Origin of the sequence: Pseudonocardia sp. UM4_GMWB1 (assembly GCF_017312155.1) — a bacterium.
Classification (GTDB): Bacteria; Actinomycetota; Actinomycetes; order Mycobacteriales; family Pseudonocardiaceae; genus Pseudonocardia; species Pseudonocardia alni.
Genome location: NZ_QJPN01000001.1, coordinates 1976824 through 1994552, shown reverse-complemented (window position 1 = coordinate 1994552; position 17729 = coordinate 1976824). Strand labels below are relative to the sequence as shown.

Annotated in this window: 19 protein-coding genes; 10 read left to right on the top strand and 9 right to left on the bottom strand. The window is 73.4% G+C overall.

Annotated features, from left to right (window positions below; genetic code table 11):
• Positions 1-6: 6 nt before the first annotated feature.
• The 4 genes from DMP15_RS09700 to DMP15_RS09685 form a co-directional block, all read right to left on the bottom strand.
• Positions 7-789 (bottom strand): MlaE family ABC transporter permease, encoded by a 783-nt coding sequence (locus tag DMP15_RS09700; RefSeq protein ID WP_202968228.1) that lies wholly within the window; start codon positions 787-789, stop codon positions 7-9.
• A gap of 414 nt (positions 790-1203) precedes the next feature.
• Entirely contained in the window at positions 1204-1467 is a 264-nt protein-coding gene (locus DMP15_RS09695) for a cytochrome C oxidase subunit IV family protein (RefSeq protein WP_178373044.1), read from the bottom strand.
• Complete coding sequence (locus DMP15_RS09690; RefSeq protein ID WP_337825710.1) at positions 1464-2114, bottom strand: cytochrome c oxidase subunit 3; 651 nt, start codon at positions 2112-2114, stop codon at positions 1464-1466. Before DMP15_RS09690 ends, DMP15_RS09695 begins: the two co-directional genes overlap by 4 nt.
• Positions 2111-2839 carry a hypothetical protein gene (locus DMP15_RS09685; protein ID WP_337825709.1) on the bottom strand — a complete coding sequence of 243 codons (729 nt, stop codon included), beginning with the start codon at positions 2837-2839 and terminating at the stop codon, positions 2111-2113. Before DMP15_RS09685 ends, DMP15_RS09690 begins: the two co-directional genes overlap by 4 nt.
• 168 nt (positions 2840-3007) lie before the next feature.
• On the opposite strand from DMP15_RS09685, the gene DMP15_RS09680 reads away from it, so the two are divergent.
• A complete protein-coding gene (locus DMP15_RS09680; protein WP_337825708.1) occupies positions 3008-4168 on the top strand; it encodes an acyl-CoA dehydrogenase family protein in 1161 nt (386 codons plus the stop codon).
• 94 nt (positions 4169-4262) lie between these two features.
• Positions 4263-4913, top strand: coding sequence for a TetR/AcrR family transcriptional regulator (locus DMP15_RS09675; RefSeq protein ID WP_337825707.1), 651 nt, complete (start codon positions 4263-4265; stop codon positions 4911-4913).
• Between the two features lie 28 nt (positions 4914-4941).
• Here DMP15_RS09675 and DMP15_RS09670 read toward each other — a convergent pair whose 3' ends face one another.
• A complete protein-coding gene (locus DMP15_RS09670) occupies positions 4942-6480 on the bottom strand; it encodes an acyl-CoA synthetase (protein ID WP_337825706.1) in 1539 nt (512 codons plus the stop codon).
• 169 nt (positions 6481-6649) lie between these two features.
• Here DMP15_RS09670 and DMP15_RS09665 point away from each other — a divergent pair, with 169 nt between their 5' ends.
• On the top strand, positions 6650-7810 hold the full coding sequence (locus DMP15_RS09665; RefSeq protein WP_337825705.1) for a TetR/AcrR family transcriptional regulator: 1161 nt from the start codon (positions 6650-6652) through the stop codon (positions 7808-7810).
• Positions 7811-7833: 23 nt separating this feature from the next.
• Here DMP15_RS09665 and DMP15_RS09660 read toward each other — a convergent pair whose 3' ends face one another.
• Positions 7834-9114 carry a cytochrome P450 gene (locus DMP15_RS09660; protein WP_337825704.1) on the bottom strand — a complete coding sequence of 427 codons (1281 nt, stop codon included), beginning with the start codon at positions 9112-9114 and terminating at the stop codon, positions 7834-7836.
• A 1-nt stretch (position 9115) separates the two neighbouring features.
• Entirely contained in the window at positions 9116-9526 is a 411-nt protein-coding gene (locus tag DMP15_RS09655; protein ID WP_337825703.1) for an SCP2 sterol-binding domain-containing protein, read from the bottom strand.
• A 125-nt stretch (positions 9527-9651) separates the two neighbouring features.
• Here DMP15_RS09655 and DMP15_RS09650 point away from each other — a divergent pair, with 125 nt between their 5' ends.
• The 7 genes from DMP15_RS09650 to DMP15_RS09620 all read left to right on the top strand — a co-directional run bounded on the left by DMP15_RS09650 (position 9652) and on the right by DMP15_RS09620 (position 15488).
• Positions 9652-10194 carry a TetR/AcrR family transcriptional regulator gene (locus DMP15_RS09650; protein WP_337825702.1) on the top strand — a complete coding sequence of 181 codons (543 nt, stop codon included), beginning with the start codon at positions 9652-9654 and terminating at the stop codon, positions 10192-10194.
• A 65-nt stretch (positions 10195-10259) separates the two neighbouring features.
• The gene (locus DMP15_RS09645) at positions 10260-10754 is read left to right on the top strand and encodes a nuclear transport factor 2 family protein (RefSeq protein WP_337825701.1); all 495 of its coding nucleotides are present in this window, start codon (positions 10260-10262) and stop codon (positions 10752-10754) included.
• 44 nt (positions 10755-10798) lie between these two features.
• A complete protein-coding gene (locus DMP15_RS09640; RefSeq protein WP_337825700.1) occupies positions 10799-11560 on the top strand; it encodes an enoyl-CoA hydratase/isomerase family protein in 762 nt (253 codons plus the stop codon).
• A 77-nt stretch (positions 11561-11637) separates the two neighbouring features.
• The gene (locus tag DMP15_RS09635; protein ID WP_337825699.1) at positions 11638-13278 is read left to right on the top strand and encodes a class I adenylate-forming enzyme family protein; all 1641 of its coding nucleotides are present in this window, start codon (positions 11638-11640) and stop codon (positions 13276-13278) included.
• The gene (locus tag DMP15_RS09630) at positions 13275-14204 is read left to right on the top strand and encodes an SDR family NAD(P)-dependent oxidoreductase (RefSeq protein ID WP_337825698.1); all 930 of its coding nucleotides are present in this window, start codon (positions 13275-13277) and stop codon (positions 14202-14204) included. The genes DMP15_RS09635 and DMP15_RS09630 overlap by 4 nt, the downstream gene beginning before the upstream one ends.
• Before the next feature lie 28 nt (positions 14205-14232).
• Positions 14233-15027: an enoyl-CoA hydratase/isomerase family protein gene (locus DMP15_RS09625; RefSeq protein WP_337825697.1), complete on the top strand. Its 795-nt coding sequence runs from the start codon at positions 14233-14235 to the stop codon at positions 15025-15027.
• Positions 15024-15488, top strand: coding sequence for a nuclear transport factor 2 family protein (locus DMP15_RS09620; protein ID WP_337825696.1), 465 nt, complete (start codon positions 15024-15026; stop codon positions 15486-15488). The genes DMP15_RS09625 and DMP15_RS09620 overlap by 4 nt, the downstream gene beginning before the upstream one ends.
• On the opposite strand, the gene DMP15_RS09615 is transcribed toward DMP15_RS09620, so the two are convergent.
• Together DMP15_RS09615 and DMP15_RS09610 are read right to left on the bottom strand one after the other, a co-directional pair.
• Positions 15394-16476 (bottom strand): phosphotransferase family protein, encoded by a 1083-nt coding sequence (locus tag DMP15_RS09615; protein WP_337825695.1) that lies wholly within the window; start codon positions 16474-16476, stop codon positions 15394-15396. The two genes, DMP15_RS09620 and DMP15_RS09615, sit on opposite strands and share 95 nt — an antisense overlap.
• Positions 16473-17720 carry an acyl-CoA dehydrogenase family protein gene (locus DMP15_RS09610; RefSeq protein ID WP_337825694.1) on the bottom strand — a complete coding sequence of 416 codons (1248 nt, stop codon included), beginning with the start codon at positions 17718-17720 and terminating at the stop codon, positions 16473-16475. The genes DMP15_RS09615 and DMP15_RS09610 overlap by 4 nt, the downstream gene beginning before the upstream one ends.
• Positions 17721-17729 lie beyond the last annotated feature (9 nt).

The window sequence follows — 17729 nt, the reverse complement described above, 5'->3', positions numbered from 1 at the left end:
GGGTCCTCAGATCCTTTCCAGCTTCAGCTGGATGTCGACCGCGGTCAGCAGGGCGTTGATGATGAACAGCAGGACGAAGGAGATGACGACGGTCTCGGTGACGGCCTGGCCGACGCCCTTCGGGCCGCCCTCGGTCTTGAGCCCGCGGTAGGAGGCGACGAGACCGGCCAGGGTCCCGAACAGGAGCGCCTTGAACGAGCTGACCAGGAAGTCGCCCTCGTCGGTGAGCAGGGTCAGCGTCGCGACGAACTGCCCGGCCGAGGCGCCCTGCAGCCCGACCGACACCACGTAGGCCACGATCTCGCCGACCACGGTGATCACCGCGTTGAGGCAGAGGGCGACCACCGCCGAGGCCAGCACGCGGGGCATCACGAGCCGGTGCAGCGGGTCGATGCCCATCACGTTCATGGCGTCGATCTCGTCGCGGATCTTCCGGGCGCCCAGGTCCGCCGCGATCGCGGTGGCGCCGGCGCCGGCGGTGACGAGCACCGCGGCGACGGGTCCGATCTGCCGGAGCACCGCGAGGCCGGTCACCGCGCCCGCCACGTCCAGCGCGCCGATCTCGGCGAGCAGCTGGTTGATCAGCAGGATGACGACGCCGACGAACGGGATAGTCACCATGATCGCCGGCGCGAGGGACACCGAGGCGATGAACCGCGTCTGGGACAGGAACTCCCCCAGCGGGAACGGCCGCTTGGTCACCGTGCGAGCGGTGTCGAGGACGAACGCGGTGAAGCTGCCGGTCGTCTGCACGATCCCCCGCAGCGACGGCGCCCGGGTGCCACTCACCGGCGACCTCCCGTCGTCGCCCCGCGGGGAGTCCCCGTGGGGGCGGTACGCGTCCTCGTCATCGAGTGACCTCCGTCATCGGCCCGGCCTAGTCCTGACTTCTTAAACGAGGATTAGATTCGGTGGTTACGGGGGTCGCGGAGGTTTTTCCGTGCGGCCGCGTGTTCACCCGACGGTGTCGCGCGACGGGTCGCCGGTCCGGCGAGCGGACTCGGACATCCCGGGCCCCACACTGGAGATGTGTACGTTCCCGCAGCTCGGAGCCTCTGCGCGGAACGAAAGCCGGGACGGCGGCCCACGACGGCGGACGGCACGGCGGGGAACCCGGCCGGGGATCGCGCCGGCGCCGATGTCACCCCGCGCGGACGCGACACCCTCCCGACGACTACCTAGTGCTGATTAACCGACGACGGGTCAGAGCAGGACGAGCAGACCGAGCGCGACGCCGAACACCAGCACCCAGGCGTCGAAGGCGCGGCGCAGCGCCACCGGTGCGTGCCGCAGCTCCATGAACTCCCGTCCGACGACCCATGCCTTGCCGAACGCCACCGCCAGGACGAGGGCGAACACCGCACGGGCGTCGTCGCCGCCGGCCGGGTGGTGCGCCCCCGCCCACCAGGACAGCAGGGTCACCACGACGAGCCCGGCCCACACGAGTGCCGGTCGTGCGGCGCTCATCGCGGGAAGCCCAGGTAGAGCAGGGCGAACAGCACGAGCCACAGCAGGTCGACCATGTGCCAGTAGGCCGCGGCGCCCTCGGTCGTGCGCACCCGGCCTGCGGTCCCGGCGCGCAACCGCCACCACACGACGCCGAGCAGCACCAGCCCGACCGCCACGTGGAACAGGTGGATCCCGGTCAGCACGAACCAGTAGGTGAACAGCAGCGACGTGCTCGGCGTGTTGCCCGCGGCGACCTCGGCGGCGTACTCGCCGGTCTTGAGGACGGCGAAGCCCACACCGCAGGCGACGGTGCCCGCCAGCAGGACGCGGGCGACGCCGGACCGTCCCTCCCGGACCGCGCGCACCGCGTAGGCGACGAGCAGCGAGCTCGTCAGCAGGACCAGCGTGTTGACGCCACCGGTCGTCGTGCCCAGCGCGGCCGCGCCGTCGGCGTACCCGGACGGGTCGGCGCGGCCCTGCACGACGAAGGCCACGAAGAACGCACCGAACAGCGTCATGTCGCCGAGCAGGAACACCCAGAGCCCGGCCTCACCGGGCACGTGTCCGTCCGCCCGCGGCGCCTCGGCGGGCGCCGTCGCCGCGGCGGCGGCCCGGGCCGGTGGGGTTCCGGCCGGGAGGAGGAAGTCGGGGAGGTCCGCGGTCACGACGCGGGCGCCGTCGCGGCCGGGGCGGGCGCCACGACGCCGGTCGGGTCGACGAGCACGGCCCGGCGGACGAGCAGGAACATGCCGAACAGCCAGGCCGCGTAGACGACGGTGCCGAGCCAGAAGACGAAGACGCCGTTCCAGGCGAACGGGCCGCGGAGGAAGAAGTAGGCGAGCACGGCGGGGCAGAACAGGAACGCCGCCCAGAAGTTCGCGTACGCGCTCCACCGTGGGAAGACCTGCACTCCCGGGCGGTCACCGAGGACGGCGAGACCGATCGTGATGTTCTGCAGGGCGAACGGCGCGACCGGGGTGAGGAACAGCAGCCAGGCCGTGTCGTGCAGGAGCTGCACCAGCTCCGGCGAGCGGTCGGCGCGCAGCCCGGCGACACCCAGCAGCAGCATCGGCACGAGCAGCAGCACGACCGTGACCGCGCCCAGGAGGAGCTGCAGGAACGACAGGATCGGCACCCGCCCCTCCATCCGCAGCATCTGCACCGAGATCGCCGCCAGCAACGGCGCGGGCAGGCACATCCCGACCGAGGTCACGACCAGACCGGCCCGGGTCGTCGGCGAACCGTAGAAGGCCACGATCTCGGCGAGGCCGTCGGTGGGCCCGGGTGGCAGCGGGAGGATCCCGGCCAGCACCCAGCCACCCAGCGCGACGACCAGCGTCGCCGGGCCGCCCCAGGCGCACAGCAGCTGCACGCGTCGCACGTCGGTCATGGCGGTCACGCCTCCCCGCTCCGGACGGGCCCCGGCACCGTCGCCGATGATCGACCCTTTTGTTAACCTACATTAGAATAGTGGTGCTCCGGTTCGCCGGATCGGGTGCCGGTGCCCCGGCCCGGCCCGCGACACCACCGGGCCCCGCCCGCCGACCGAGGAGACGCCATGCGCCGAGAGCTCTACACCGACGACCACGAGCAGTACCGCGCCACCGTGCGCGAGTTCCTGGCCCGCGAGGTCGAGCCGCACTACCTGGACTGGGAGCGCGCGCACGCCATCGACCCGGCGGTGTTCCGCACCGCCGCCGAGCAGGGCGTCTACGCGCTCTCCGTGCCGGAGGAGTTCGGCGGTGTCGGCGAGACCGACTACCGGTACCGGATGGTGGTGAACGAGGAGGTCGCGCGGGTCGGTGCGACCTCCTTCGGGATGACCCTGGGCCTGCAGGACGACCTGGTGCTCGCCTACCTGCTCGACCTCACCACCGACGAGCAGAAGAAGCGCTGGCTGGTCCCGTTCGCCCGCGGCGAGATGCTCGGCGCGCTCGCGATGACCGAGCCCGGCACCGGCAGTGACCTGCAGGGCATCCGCACCTCGGCCCGCCGCGACGGCGACGGCTGGGTGCTCGACGGCTCCAAGACGTTCATCTCCAGCGCCCTGTCGGCCGACTTCGTGATCGTCGCCGCGCGCACCGACCCGGAGGCGGGCTCGCGCGGGTTCAGCCTGTTCGTCGTCGAGCGGGACATGGGCGGCTTCCGGCGCGGGCGCCGCCTGGAGAAGGTCGGTCTGCACGCCCAGGACACCGGCGAGCTGTTCTTCGACTCCGTGCGGCTGCCCGCCGAGAACCTGATCGGCATCGAGGGCCACGGCCTGATGCACCTGATGAGCCACCTCCCGCAGGAGCGGCTCGGCCTGATCGCCTCCGCTGTGACCGCGGCGCGGGCGGTCTACGAGCACACCGCCCGCTACTGCTTCGAGCGCCGGGCGTTCGGGCAGGCCATCGGCGACTTCCAGAACTCGCGCTTCGTACTGGCCGAGATGGAGACCGAGCTCGAGGTCGCCGAGTCGTGGACCGACCGCGCGGTGCTGGCCTTCAACCGGGGCGAGCTGACGCCGGTCGAGGCCGCGAAGGGCAAGTGGTACCTGACCGAGCTGCAGAAGCGGATCACCGACCGGTGCGTGCAGCTGCACGGCGGCTACGGCTTCATGCTCGAGTACCCGGTGGCCCGTGCCTTCGCCGACGGCCGCATCCAGACGATCTACGGCGGCACGACCGAGATCATGAAGGAGATCGTCGGGCGGGACATCGCCGCCCGCTACCGCGGCTGAGCGGGTCACCGGCGGCCGGGCCACCGGCCGTCGGCGGCACCGGCCGGGTGCGCCGATCCCGGCCGGCGGGAACGGCTCGGACTATTCTTCACCGGTGGCACGGAAGACGAACGCGGTCGCACCGGCCGAGCCGGACGGCACCGACAGCACCGACAGCGGCGACAGCAAGTCCGCTCGCACCCGGGCACGACTACTGGACGCCGCGGCACAGGTGCTGAGCCAGAAGGGCTTCGCGGGGACCCGGCTGTCGGACATCGCGCAGGTCGCGAAGATCCAGGCACCGGCCATCTACTACTACTACCCGTCCCGTGAGGACCTGATCGAGGACGTGGTGGCGACCGGGGCCGCGTCGATGCGCGAGCACCTGATCGCCGTCCTGGAGGCGCTGCCCGCCGGCACGCCTCCGGCGGACCGGCTCGCCGCCGCGGTCGAGGCCCAGCTCCGCCACGAGCTGCAGCTCTCGGACTACGCGCGGGCCGTCGTCCGCAACGCCAACCAGCTCCCCGAGCACCTGTCCGCACGGGCGATGGTGCAGATGGCGGAGTACCAGGAGATCTGGCGTGGACTGATCGAGGACCTGCGCGCCGCGGGGCAGCTGCGCCCGGACGTCGACCCGGTCATCGGCCGGATGCTGATCCTGGGCTCGCTGAACTGGACCGTGGAGTGGTGGGACCCGGAGCGCGGCGAGATCGACCGGACCATCGCCGTCGCCCAGTCGATGATCCTCTACTCGCTGCGCCCCTGATCCCACCTCTGCGGTGGAGCGGACCCGCTCAGGTGGTCGCGTAGCGGGCGCGCAGCTCGCCCTTGACGAGCTTGCCGGTCTCGGTGCGCGGCAGGTCGTCGACGAACCGGACGCTGCGCGGGGCCTTGTACCCGGCGATCCGCGACTTCACGAACGCGATGATCTCCTGCTCCAGCTCCGGGCCGGTCGCGACGCCGGCCCGTGGCTGCACGAACGCGGTGACCCGCTCCCCCATCTCCGGGTCCGGCAGCCCGATCACGGCGACGTCGTGCACGGCCGGGTGCAGGGCGAGGGCGTTCTCGGTCTCCTGCGGGTAGATGTTCACCCCGCCAGAGATGATCATGAACGACTTGCGGTCGGTGAGGAACAGGAAGCCGTCCCCGTCGACGTAGCCGATGTCGCCGAGCGTCGTCCAGGTCTCGTGCTCGGGGTGCTGCGCGGCCTTCGTCTTCTCCGGGTCGTTGTGGTACTCGAAGGGCATGGTCTCGCGCTCGACGTAGACCGTGCCGATCTCGCCGGTGGACAGCTCGCGACCGTCGTCGTCGCAGATGTGCAGGACACCCAGCAGCGGCCTGCCGACGGTGCCCGGCTTCGTCAGCCAGGTCGCACTGTCGATCATGGTGAGGCCGTTGCCCTCGGTCCCGGCGTAGTACTCGACCAGGATCGGGCCCCACCAGTCGATCATCGCCTGCTTGACGTCGACCGGGCACGGCGCCGCCGCGTGCACGGCCACCCGTAGCGAGGAGACGTCGGCCGCGTCCCGCTGCTCCTGCGGCAGGTGCAGCATGCGCACGAACATCGTCGGCACGAACTGGGCGTGGGTGACACGGTGCCGGGAGATGGCGTCCAGAGCGGCGGCCGCGTCGAAGCGGCGCAGCATCACCACGGTCCCGCCGTGCGCGTGCACGGCGCCGCACCAGCGCAGCGGCGCAGCGTGGTAGATCGGGGCCGGGGTGAGGTAGACGGTGTCCGGGCCGACGCCGAACGCCTGGCCGATCAGGCCGACCAGCGGGTCCCCGATCTCGGTGAAGGGCACCGGCGGCAACGGCGGGCGCACGCCCTTCGGGCGCCCGGTCGTGCCCGACGAGTAAAGCATCGGGGCGCCGTGCGGCTGCTCGGCCGGCGCGACGTCCGACGCCGCGGCCAGCGCCTCCTCGTAGGAGCCGAAGCCGTCGACCGGGCCGTCGTAGGACAGGAGAAGCCCGGGCCGGACGCCGGTGGCCAGCACCGCCTTCGCGACGTCGGCCTTGCCCGCCGAGACGACGAGCGCGGCCGCCCCGGAGTCGGCGACGATGTAACCCGCCTCCTCGGCGACGAGGTTGTGGTTGATCGCGGTGACGTAGAGCCCCGAGCGCATCGCGGCCCAGTAGACCTCGAAGACCCGCAGGTTGTTCTCGCTCAGCAGGGCGACGACGTCGCCGGGACGCAGGCCGGCCTCCCGCAGGACGTTCGCGAGCCGGACCGAGCGCTCCTCCAGCTCCGCGTAGGTCACCCGCTCACCCGTCTCGGCGAGGATCGCGGCGATCTTGTCCGGGTTCTGTGCGGCATGGGCGCCGGGGTGGGTCACGGATCCTCCACGTCGGTGTGGTCGCCGTCGACGACGACAGTTTCTAACTCGGATAAAATAGTGTGGACGGGCCGCACCGGCAACGGTCCGGCGGTGCCGGGTCTTCTAGAGTCGTCCCGGCCGGAGGGGGTGGGACGTGGCCGCACCGCATGCAGCACCGCGACGCCGGATGCAGGCTGCCGAGCGCCGCGCCCAGCTCGCCCGCACCGCTGCCGCCCGGTTCCATCTGGTCGGCTATCACCAGGTGTCCCTCGGTGACGTGGCCGCCGACGTGGGGCTCACCGGCCCGGCGGTCTACCGGCACTTCCACAACAAGGAGGCGCTGCTCGCCGCAGCCCTCGACGGCGGGATCGACGAGGTCGCCGCGGCCGTCGAACTGCACCTCGAGAGTCCGCTCGAAGACCTGGTCGATGCGTTGACCCGGGTCGCACTGGACCGGCCCGATCTGTGGACGCTGCTGCAGCGCGAGGTCCGGTTCCTGGGCCCGGAGACCCGCGAGACGGTGCGGGAACGGCTGCGCAGCCGGCTCGAGCTGCTGTCGCACCGCCTGCGACGCGACCGTCCGGAGCTCACCGAACGTGCCGCGGGGGTGCTCGTGACGGGGGCGCTGGGCGTGCTGGCCACCCCGTCGTCGACCGGCACCAGCCTCGACGGCGACCAGGTGCGCGCCGTGCTGGTGTCGGCCGCGCTGGCCTGCCTGCGCTCCACCCCGCCCGCCGGGAGTCCGCCGGGCGGCGCGCCGGTCGACGAGGGCACCGTCGCGCCGGACGGTGATGCCGTCTCGCGGCCGCAGGAGATCGTCGACCATGCCGTCGAGCTGTTCCACACCCGCGGCTACGCCGGGGTGAGCCTGGACGACATCGGCGCCGCGGTCGGGATGGCGGGCCCGAGCCTGTTGCACCACTTCGCGACGAAGGCCGACATCCTGGGCGCCGCGTACGACCTGGGCTCGGAACGGCTGCGGGCCGAGCAGCGCACCCGGCGCGCCCACCCCGGCTCGGTCGACCTCGCCGGGCTGGTCGACCGCTACGTGGGGTTCTGCCTGGCCAACCGCGCGCTGCTCGGCGTCTACGTCTCGGAGTTCCACCACCTGCCCTCCGACGCCCGGGAACGGACCGCCGCCGCGGTCCGGACCGAGCTGCGCGACTGGACCCGATCGCTGCTGGCCTACTTCCTCGACCTCGACGAACCGACCGCGCGTCTGCGGGTCCGGGCGGCGGTGTCGGCGGTCAGCGACCTGACCCGGCTCACCTCGTCGGCACAAGGCAGACCGGCGGTCCGCGCGGAGGTCACCGCGGTCGCGCTGGCCGTGCTGCGCGACGGCGACTGACCCCGCCCGGCCCGCCGCGGGTTTCATCGCGGTGTGAACACGCACCGCTGCCGTCGGATCCCGTTGATGAACGTGCTGACCAGCCGGTCCGGCTCGCCGTCGGTGCGCAGGTCGGGCAGCCGGTCGTAGAGCTCGCGGACGATCCAGCGCAGCTGGGCCTTCGCCAGGTGCGAGCCGAGACAGAAGTGCGGCCCGCCGCCGCCGAAGGCCAGGTGCGGGTTCGGCGTGCGGGACAGGTCGAACTCCAGCGGCCGCTCGAACACCTGCTCGTCGCGGTTGCCCGATCCGTAGAACAGCGTGACCCTGTCCCCGGGCTCGATCACCTGCCCGCCCAGCTCGACGCGCTCCAGCGCGGTCCGCCGGAACGTCATCACCGGGCTCGCCCAGCGCACGAACTCCTCGACCGCCGTCCCGATGCGGGCGTCGTAGTCGGCGAACAGCCACTCCCGCTGCTCCGGGTGCTCGGTCAGGGCGCGGACCGTGTGCGTGGTGGTCTGCTTGGTGGTGTCGTTGCCGGCCACGCACAGCAGCACGAAGAACGACCGGATGTCGTCGTCGGTGAGGTGCTCGCCGTCGACCTCGGCGGCCACCAGCGCGCTGATCAGGTCGTCCTGCGGAGCCTCCCGGCGGGCGTCGATGACGTCCTGGCAGGCGCCGTGCAGTGTGACGATCCCGTTCAGCATCACCGTCGCCGCGTCCGAGCCGGCGGTGCCCTCCTCGTCACCCCAGGCCACCATCGACTCGGCGGCCGTGGCCACCTCGTCGCGGCGGTCGGGCGGGATGCCGATCATCTCCGACACCGTCCACAGCGGCAGCCGGGCGGACACGTCCGACACCAGCTCGATCTCGCCGCGGCCCTGCACCGCCGTGACGATCTCGCGGGCCTGGCGGGCGATCTGCTCCTCGATCCGCTGCACCCGTCGCGGGGTGAACACCGACGCGACCAACCTACGGACCTTGCGGTGCCGGGGGTCGTCCATGGTGAGGATCGACGAGGCCATCTCCAGGACCTCCTCGGGGAACTCCTCGACGAGCACCCCGCCGGTGGCCGAGGAGAAGACGTCGGCCCGGCGGCTCACCGTCGCGATGTCCGCCGCCCGCACGACCGCCCAGTAGCCGGGCGGGCCGTCGTCGCCGTCCATCAGCGGGCTGTGCACCGGCCGCTGCCAGGACACCGGGGCCTCGGCCCGCAGGCGGGCGAACGCGGGCTCGCGGTCCTCCGGCGCCAGCCGCCAGAACGCGTCGGACGAGATGTCGACGTCGTGGTGGGTGCGCCCGGTCGTGGGCGCGGCGGGCCCGGCCACGTCAGCTCACGACCAGGTCGGCGCGTCCACGGTCGGTGAGCATCGCCGTGTAGCGGGGGTAGAGGCTCTTCGCGATCGGCGAGAGCTTCAGCAGCTGCGCCGCCGAGCCGCCGACGGTGATCTTCCCGCGGGCCATCGCCAGCGGGAGGCTGACCTTTCCCTGCCAGTACTGGTTGGCGGTGTCGGCGCTCATCGCCAGCGTCGCGTCGGAGTCGACCGCGGCCGCCGGGCCGGTGGTGATCTCCTTCGTCGCGAAGTCGACACGGACCGTCGTCTCGGGATCGGTGTAGTCCATCCGCAGGCTCATGCCGGTCGCGGCCAGCTTCGGTCCGATGGTCCCGTCGGCCATCGCCTCCTCGAAGATCCCACCCAGGAACTCGTGCACCTCGTCCGGCGACCGGAACCCACCCATGACGTCTCCCTCGACATCTCTGCGGCTGTGACCTAGCGGAAGTTAACATAGAGGCCTCTATGTCGGAAGGATCCGCGCGCGGCTGCGATGCTGACCCGGCCCGACCCGCACCCGAGGAGCCGCCCGTGCCGCAGTACGTCGGCCGCGAGGACTACTACGCGGCAGCCGTCGAGATCCTGTCCGGATCCGGCTCCCGCGACCTGTCGATGACCGCCCTGCACCGCCACCTCGGGGTGTCGAGCGGGTCGTTCTACAACTGGTTCCGCAACTGGCCGGACTTCGTCACGCAGTTCCTGGAGCACTGGGCCGCGCGGACCGAGGAGATCGCCCGCGAGGCCGCGGCACCGCTCGCGCCGCTGGAGCGCCTGGAGCTCCTGCGCCGGCTCGCCCGGACGGTCCCGCACGACGCGGAGGCCGCGATCCGGGTCTGGAGCACCGGCGACCCGGCCGTCGCGACGGCACAGCGGGAGGTCGACCGCCGCCGCCGGGAGGTCGTCCGGGCCGCCGTCGTCGAGGCCGGGGCGGGCGCGGACGCCGACGAGCTGGCCGAACTGTGCCTGTCGATGATCGTCGGCGCCCAGCTGCTGCACCGCCCGGTCGACGTCGACGCGCTGGACCGGCTGCTCGCCCGGTTCGTCGAGCTGGTCCGCACTTCCGCCGCAAGTTAATCACGGCTAGGGTGATGTCACGCGGCCCGCATCGGCGCGGGCCTCCGAACCGACGAGGAGCCGCCGTGCCGGCACCCCAGACCGAGGCCTTCCTGCGTGACTTCTCTCGCCGCTGGCTGGCGGCGTGGAACTCCCACGACACCGAGCGCGTGCTCGAGATCCTGCACCCCGGCATCCGCTGGGAGGACACCGTCTTCTGGCCGGAGGTGATCGACGGGCGTGACGGCATGCGCGCCTACGTCGACCGGATCTGGCAGGTCATGCCCGACGTCGCCTTCGACGAGGTCCAGACCTTCACATCACCGGAGGACGGCCGGGCCCTGTGCCTGTTCCGCCAGTACGGCCACGGCCCGGCGAAACTCGCCCCCGGCGCGACCTTCAGCACCTACGGCTGCGACATCTTCCTGGAGTTCACCGACGGGCTGCTGTCGTCCTACCTCGCCCAGTACGAGATCACCGAGATGATGCGCCAGCTCGGCGCGCTCCCGCCCCGCGAGGACCGCATCGGCGGCGCCTACCTGCTGTCGCTGCTGGGCCGCAGCCCCGCGGCCACCCGCTGACCCGGCCCCTCCCCCACCGTTCCCCGCACCCGAGGAGTACCCCCATGGCCGACGACGAGGCCGTCCGCACCACCGTCGCCGACGGCGTCGGCACCATCACCTTCAACCGCATGCACCGGCGCAACGCGCTCAGCCTGGAGCTGTTCGCCGCGCTGGGCGACCAGCTCGACGCGTGGCGGGCCGACGACGACGTCGCCGCGGTCGTGGTCACCGGGGGCGAGGAGGCGTTCTCCGCGGGCCTCGACCTCGACCTGCAGTCGGCGTTCACCGAGGACTCCCGCGACGAGTACTCCGCCATGTGCCTGCGGGTCTACGGCGCACTGCTCGACTACGCCAAGCCCACCATCGCCGCCTGCGCGGGCCCGACCCTGGGCGGCGGCTGCGACATCGCCGTGTTCTGCGACATCCGGATCGGCGCGGAGAACGCCGTGTTCGGGTTCCCGCAGATCAAGTTCGGGCTGACGCCGTACTTCTCCCCGCTGTGGAAGATCGTGGGGCTCAGCCAGGCCAAGCTGCTCACCTTCTCCGGGGACCGGATCGACGCCGCGGAGGCGCTGCGGATCGGGCTGGTCGACCGCCTGGTGCCCACCGGTGGCGTGGTCGGCGCCGCGACGGAGCTGGCCCGGTCGATCGCGGCCACCACCACGCGCTCGGCGATGATCAACAAGGAGCTGGCGCTGCGCTCGCCCACGATGGACCCGATCAGCGCGCTGTCGTTCGAGACCTCGGCCTACCGCGAGGTCATCCGCCACCCCGAGGTGCTGGAGCGGATCGGCGAGGCGTTCGGTCGCCTCCGCCGCCGCTGATCGGCCGTTCGGACCCTGACCAAGTGATCCGTCACTAGGTGACGGATCACGTCGGTTCGAGCCGTAGGAGCACGTCGATGACGACTGCCACCCCCTCCGCCATCACCGCCTACCGGTACGCCGGCTACCGCGCGTCGGGTCTGTGGACCGCGACCACACTGGCCGACCTGGTCCCCCGGGCGGCCGCCCGCCACCCCGAGCGGGAGCTGTTCTGCTTCGAGGGCCGCCGCGTGAGCTACGGCGAGTTCGAGCGCTGGACCCGCGCGATCGCCCAGGACCTCGTCCGGCGCGGCGTGGCCCCGGGCGACCGGGTCCTGGTCCAGCTGCCCAACCGGCTCGAGGCGCTCGCGGTGCAGGTCGCGGCGTTCCGGGCGGGCGCGGTGGACGTGCCCGTCATCCCGATCTACCGCGAGCACGAGATGCGCCAGATCGTCGCCGACTGCCGCCCCGCGGTGGTGTGCACCGTCGACGCCCTCGGCCCGCGCGACCCGGCCGCCGAGCTCGACGGGCTGCTCGACGAGGCGGGCCTCGACCCGGTGGTGCGCTACCTCGTCGGCGGCGGGCGCCCCGGCTGGGTCGCGGTCCCCGACGCGGCGACGGCCGTCGACGAGCCGCTCACGGTCACCCGCGGGCCCGCCGACCCGGCGCTGCTGCTCTACACCTCCGGGACCACCGCGGCGCCGAAGGGGGCGCTGCTGTCGCACCGCGCCGTCGTCGCGCACCTGGTCAACTTCCGCGACGCGCTCGGTGCCGGGGAGCACACCGTCACCCTCGCCGCGACGCCGCTGTCGCACCTGGGCGGCTTCGTCGCGGCAGTGGTGTTCCCGGTCTTCCTGGGCGGCCGCTCGGTGGTGATGTCCGGCTGGCGGCCCGACGACGCCGTCGAGCTGATCGAGGCCGAGCGGGTCACGCTGATGATGGGCGCGACCGTGTTCGTCGCCGACCTCGTCGAGCGCTACCGGACCCGGCCCGAGGGCCACCGGCTCGACACCTACGCCTGCGCGGGCGCCGCGATCGCCCCGGAGGTCGTCGACCGGGCGTCCGAGGCGGGTGTGCGGGTGGTGCGGGCCTACGGGATGACCGAGACCGCGGGCGTCCTCGCGATCGCCGCCGCGGACGACCCGCTGGAGCGCAGGCGGGCCTGGGACGGTCGGCTGCTGCGCGGGATGGAGATGACCGTCGTCGACGAGGACGGGGCGCTCGTCCCACCCGGCACCGTCGGCAGGCTGCTGATCCGCGGCCCCCAACTGCTGGAGTGCTACACCGACCCGGTCGTCACCGCCGAGCAGCTCGACGACGACGGGTGGTTCTCCCCCGGCGACGTCGGCCGGGTCGACGACGAGGGCTGGGTCCAGATCGTCGGGCGCACCAAGGACATCGTGAACCGGGGCGGCGAGAAGTTCTCCACGATGGACATCGAGCTGGCGATCGCCTCGGCCCCCGGGGTCCGGCGGGTCGCGGTCACCGCCGTGCCCGACGAGCGTCTCGGGGAGGCCGTCGGCGCCTGGGTGGTCCTCGACGACGACGCCCGCGCGGCCGGTGTCGACCCGCTGCTCGACCACGTCGCGGGGCAGCGGCTCGCACGGGCGAAGACCCCCGTCGAGTGGCACGTCGTCGCCGACATCCCGGTCACCGCGACCGGCAAGATCCGCAAGCACACCCTGGCGGGTCTGCCCGAGCTCGACCTCTGGTCCGCCCACCGCACGGCGCCCGCGTGAGCACGACGGACACCGCCCGGTTCGCCGAGGGCACGGTCGCGCTGGTCACCGGCGCCGGCCGGGGGCTGGGCGCGGAGTACGCGACCGCGCTGGCCGCGGCCGGTGCCACGGTCGCCGTGCACGCCCGCACCGCCGACGCGGCGGGCGCCGTCGTCGCGCGGATCCGCTCCGGCGGCGGCCGTGCGCACCCGGTGACCGGCGACGCCCGTGACGGACGCGCGCTGGTCGCCGACACCGTCGGCGCGCTCGGCCGGCTCGACGTGCTCGTCGTCAACGCCGGGGCGACCCGCGACCGCGCGGTCTCCCGGCTCACCGACGACGACTGGGACTCCGTCGTCGACGTGCACCTGCGCGGCAGCTGGACGGCCTGCTCGGCGGCCTGGCCGCACCTGCGGCTCCGGGGCGGGGCGATCGTGCTGACCACCTCGGGCGCCGGGCTGCACGGCAACCCCGGCCAGGCCGCCTACGCCGCGGCGAAGGCCGGGGTCCTCGGGCTGGGCCGGACGCTGGCCGCCGAGGGCGACCGGTATGGGATCCGGGTCAACGCCGTCGCCCCGATGGCGCTGACCTCGATGACCGAGGAGGTCTTCCGCGACCGTCCCGCGCAGGCGCTGCGGGCCGCCGACGTCGCCCCGGTCGTCGTCGCACTGGCGCTGCCGTCGTGCCCGCTGACCGGCGAGGTCGTCGAGACCGGCGGCGGCTGGGCCTCGGTGCTGCGCTGGGAGCGCTCGCACGGCGTCCGCCTCACCGGCTCCGACGGCCGGCCGCCCGGACCGGCCGACGTCGCCGCGCACTGGGCCGGGGTGACCGACTTCGCCGGTCACCCGCCCGACCACCCCACCGCCACTGCCGACTCCCTCGCCGCCGCCTGCGACGCGGCCCGCGGGGCCGGCGCCACCCGACCCGGGACCGAGGCCTGCTGCTGAGCGCGGCGGGCGACATGGAAGGACACGCGTGACCGAGTACCGCTACCTGAGGACCTCCGTCGAGAACGGGGTCGGCATCCTGCAGCTCGACCACCCGGAGAAGCGCAACGCGCTGGGCTGGGAGCTGCACGAGGAGATCGTCGACGCGCTCGCGGCCTGGGCCGAGGACGACGACGTCGCCTGCGTCCTGCTCATCGGCAACGAGGACTTCTTCTGCGCCGGTTGGGCGCTCGACGTCCTGCAGGACACCACCGGCGACGACCGGACCCGGTTCACCGACCTGGCCCACAAGCTGATGGTCGCGATCTACGACTACCGCAAGCCCACCGTGGCGGCGGTCGCCGGCGTCGCTCCCGGCTACGGCATGGACCTGGCCAACATGTGCGACATCACGATCGCCTCGGAGAACGCCGCGTTCGGGTCGACGCAGGTCAAGTACGCGATGAACGGCTTCTACCACGCGATCCTGCGCAAGACGAACACGCAGCGGGCCCGCCGGATGTTCTTCACCGGCGACCCGATCGACGCCCGGGAGGCGCTGCGCTGCGGGCTCGTCGACGAGGTCGTGCCGGTGGGGACGCTGCGTGAGTCGGCCCTGACGCTGGCGACGCAGATCGCCGAGCACGGCAGCGAGCTGACCACGGTGCTCAAAGAGGTCGCGCTGCGCGCGTCGCACATGGACCATGTCGCCGCCACCGCCTACGAGCTGCGGGTCACCCACGACCTGCTCCAGCGCGGGCTGTTCACCCGGCGGATCGCCGAGGGTCTGGACCGGCTGCGCTCGGGCACCAGCAAGGCCACCGAGCGGCTGGCCCGGCCGTGAGCACCCCGCACCCCGCCGACCCGGCCTTCGCCTCGGCCTACGGCGCCGCGTGGACCGCCGACCCGGACGCGCTGCTGTCCTTCTTCGCGCCGGACGGCGTGTACCGCGACATCGCGCTCGACGGCACCTACCGCGGCCGCGACGGGATCGCCCGGTTCCACCGGTTCATGCTCGTCTTCGCCCCGGACTCGCACATCGATTTCGGCGAGACCTGGGCCGGCGACGGACGGCTCACCTCGCGGTGGGAGTGGTCGGGCACGGTCCGCGGACCGCTGCGGCTGCGGTCCGGGGAGCTCGTCGACGTGGCGGGCGCGCGGTTCTCCGTACCGGGCGTCGCCGTCGGCACCTACGGCGACGACGGCCTGCTCACCTCGCACGACGACTACTGGGACCTGGCGAGCGTGCTGCACCAGGTCGGGGCACGGATCGGGTCCCCGACCCGGTCCCCGGCAGCAGGCTGAGGGCGCCCTCGACCAGGTCGCGGACCGACCGCTCCACCGCGGCCGGGTCGAGCACCCCGTGCCCCCCGAGCGCCCCGGACCGCCGCCGGACCAGCACCCCCTGCAGCAGCGTCGCCGCCGTCCAGTGGGTCAGCGCCCGGTAGCGGTCCAGCCCGGACAGGTCGAGACCGGTGCGGGCGGCGTAGTCGGCCGCGAGCTCCGCGCGGTCGCCGAAGCCGCCGGCCCGGGTCGGGCTCGGGATCGCGACGGCGGGCTCGCCGGGGCCACGCCAGTCGTCGAGAAGCCAGGCGAGGTCGACCAGCGGGTCGCCGTGGGTGCACAGCTCCCAGTCCAGGACGGCGGTGACCCGGCCGCCGGCGACGAGCAGGTTCGCGAGCCGGTAGTCCCCGTGGACGACGGCGAGCCGCTGGGCCCGCGGCGGCGCGGCGGCGATCCGCCGGTGGGCCTCGCGCCAGGCCGCGTCGACGCTCCGGGGCGCCGACCCCGCCCAGGCCTCCCAGTTGCGTGCGGCGCGCCGGACCCGGCGCGCGAACAGGTCGTCGGCGTGGCCGCGGACCGGCCCGATCCGCTCCGGATCGACGGCGTGCAGCCGGGCCAGCACCGCGACCACGTCACCGGCCAGCGCCCGTCGCCGGGGCACGGGCAGTGCGTCGGCGTCGGCCTCCCGGGCCAGGACCGTGCCCGGCGACCGCTCCATCACGACGAACTCCCCCGGCACGCCGTCGACACCGGATCCCGAGGCGACGACGGCCGGGACCGGGACCGGTCCGCCGGCCAGCCCGCGCAGGACCCCGGCCTCCCGCAGCGCGTCGTCGGCGGCCGCCCCGGCCGGGCGGTGGCGCAGGATCCACGCGCGACCGGCCGCGTCGGTGACCAGGCTGGTGACGTTGGACTGGCCGTCGCCGACCCGGTCGACCCGCAGCGGCCCGGTGACCTCGACCCGGTCGCCCAGCCACCGCGCGAGCGCGTCGGGATCCGGGCCGCTCACGACGTGCCCGCCCGCCGGCCGAAGCCGAACAGCTCGCGGGCGATCGTGCGGACCTGGATCTCCTCGGTGCCCTCGGTGATGCGGTACCGGCGGTGGTGGCGGTAGATGTGCTCGAACGGCACGTCGCGGGTGTAGCCGAGCCCGCCGTGCACCTGCATCGCCCGGTCGGCGGCCTCGCAGGCGAGCCGGTTGGCCCGCAGGTTGCACATCGACACCAGCTCCGACAGCGCGACCTTGCCGTCGGTGTCCATCGCCGCCGCGGTCGCCCGGACCAGCGCGCGCACCAGGGTGGCCTCGGTGTGCAGCTCGACCAGGGGCCACTGGACCGCCTGGTTCGACGCCAGCGCGCGCCCGAAGACCTCCCGCTCGCGGGCGTAGGTCACCGCCGCGTCGATGCAGAACCGGGCCGCGCCGAGGCTGGACGCGGCCTGCCGGATGCGGTTCTCGTGCACGAACAGCAACGCGAGGTCGAGCCCGGCGCCCGGCTCGCCGAGCACCGCGGAGTCCGGGACGCGGACGCCGTCGAGGGTCACGTCGGAGTGGTCGGTCGGCATGGCCATCGTCCAGGCGTGCCGCTCGACCCGGAACCCGGGTGTGTCGGTCGGGACGACGAACGCGGTGATGCCGCGGGCGTCGCCGGGCTCGCCGCCGGTGCGGGCGAAGACGACGTCGATCCCCGGGCGGTGCATGCCGGTGTTGAACCGCTTCGCCCCGTCGATCACCCAGTCGCCGTCGCGGCGCACCGCGCGGGTGCCCATCCAGGTCGCGGCGCTGCCGTGGCCGGGCTCGGTCAGCCCGAACCCGCCGCTCACCTCGCGCCGGACCAGCGGCTCGATCCACTCGCGCTGCTCGGCGGTGCCCGCCCGCCACAGCAGCTCCACCAGCGGGAAGTTCCCGACGCAGCTGGTCTCGGACTGCAGGTCGCTGTGCAACCCGACGGGCCTGGCCGCGAGGTGCTCACGGACCTGCGCCATCGCGAGGTCGGACCCGTCGGCGCCGCCGAGTGCGGCGGGCAGCGCGAACCGGTACAGCCCGGCCCGGTCCGCGCGGCGGGTCATCTCGGTCAGCAGCTCCTCCCACTCCCGCGCCGGGACCCCGCCGTGGTCGAGGTCGGTGCGGGCGAACTCGCGGCGGTGGTCGAAGAACTGCGGGTGCTCGAGTTCGAGCGGGGCCAGCTCGTCGGCGGCGAAGCGGTCGATGCGGTCGAGCAGGTCCTGCGTGGCCGGGTCGGGCGTCGGGGTCATGGTCGAGGT

What these genes read in the sequence shown, in the direction of transcription:
- DMP15_RS09695 (WP_178373044.1), bottom strand. Translation starts at nt 1,467, where the DNA reads ATGAGCGCCGCACGACCGGCACTCGTGTGGGCCGGGCTCGTCGTGGTG.
- DMP15_RS09685 (WP_337825709.1), bottom strand. Translation starts at nt 2,839, where the DNA reads ATGACCGACGTGCGACGCGTGCAGCTGCTGTGCGCCTGGGGCGGCCCG.
- DMP15_RS09680 (WP_337825708.1), top strand. Translation starts at nt 3,008, where the DNA reads ATGCGCCGAGAGCTCTACACCGACGACCACGAGCAGTACCGCGCCACC.
- DMP15_RS09665 (WP_337825705.1), top strand. Translation starts at nt 6,650, where the DNA reads ATGCAGGCTGCCGAGCGCCGCGCCCAGCTCGCCCGCACCGCTGCCGCC.
- DMP15_RS09655 (WP_337825703.1), bottom strand. Translation starts at nt 9,526, where the DNA reads ATGGGTGGGTTCCGGTCGCCGGACGAGGTGCACGAGTTCCTGGGTGGG.
- DMP15_RS09640 (WP_337825700.1), top strand. Translation starts at nt 10,799, where the DNA reads ATGGCCGACGACGAGGCCGTCCGCACCACCGTCGCCGACGGCGTCGGC.
- DMP15_RS09635 (WP_337825699.1), top strand. Translation starts at nt 11,638, where the DNA reads ATGACGACTGCCACCCCCTCCGCCATCACCGCCTACCGGTACGCCGGC.
- DMP15_RS09610 (WP_337825694.1), bottom strand. Translation starts at nt 17,720, where the DNA reads ATGACCCCGACGCCCGACCCGGCCACGCAGGACCTGCTCGACCGCATC.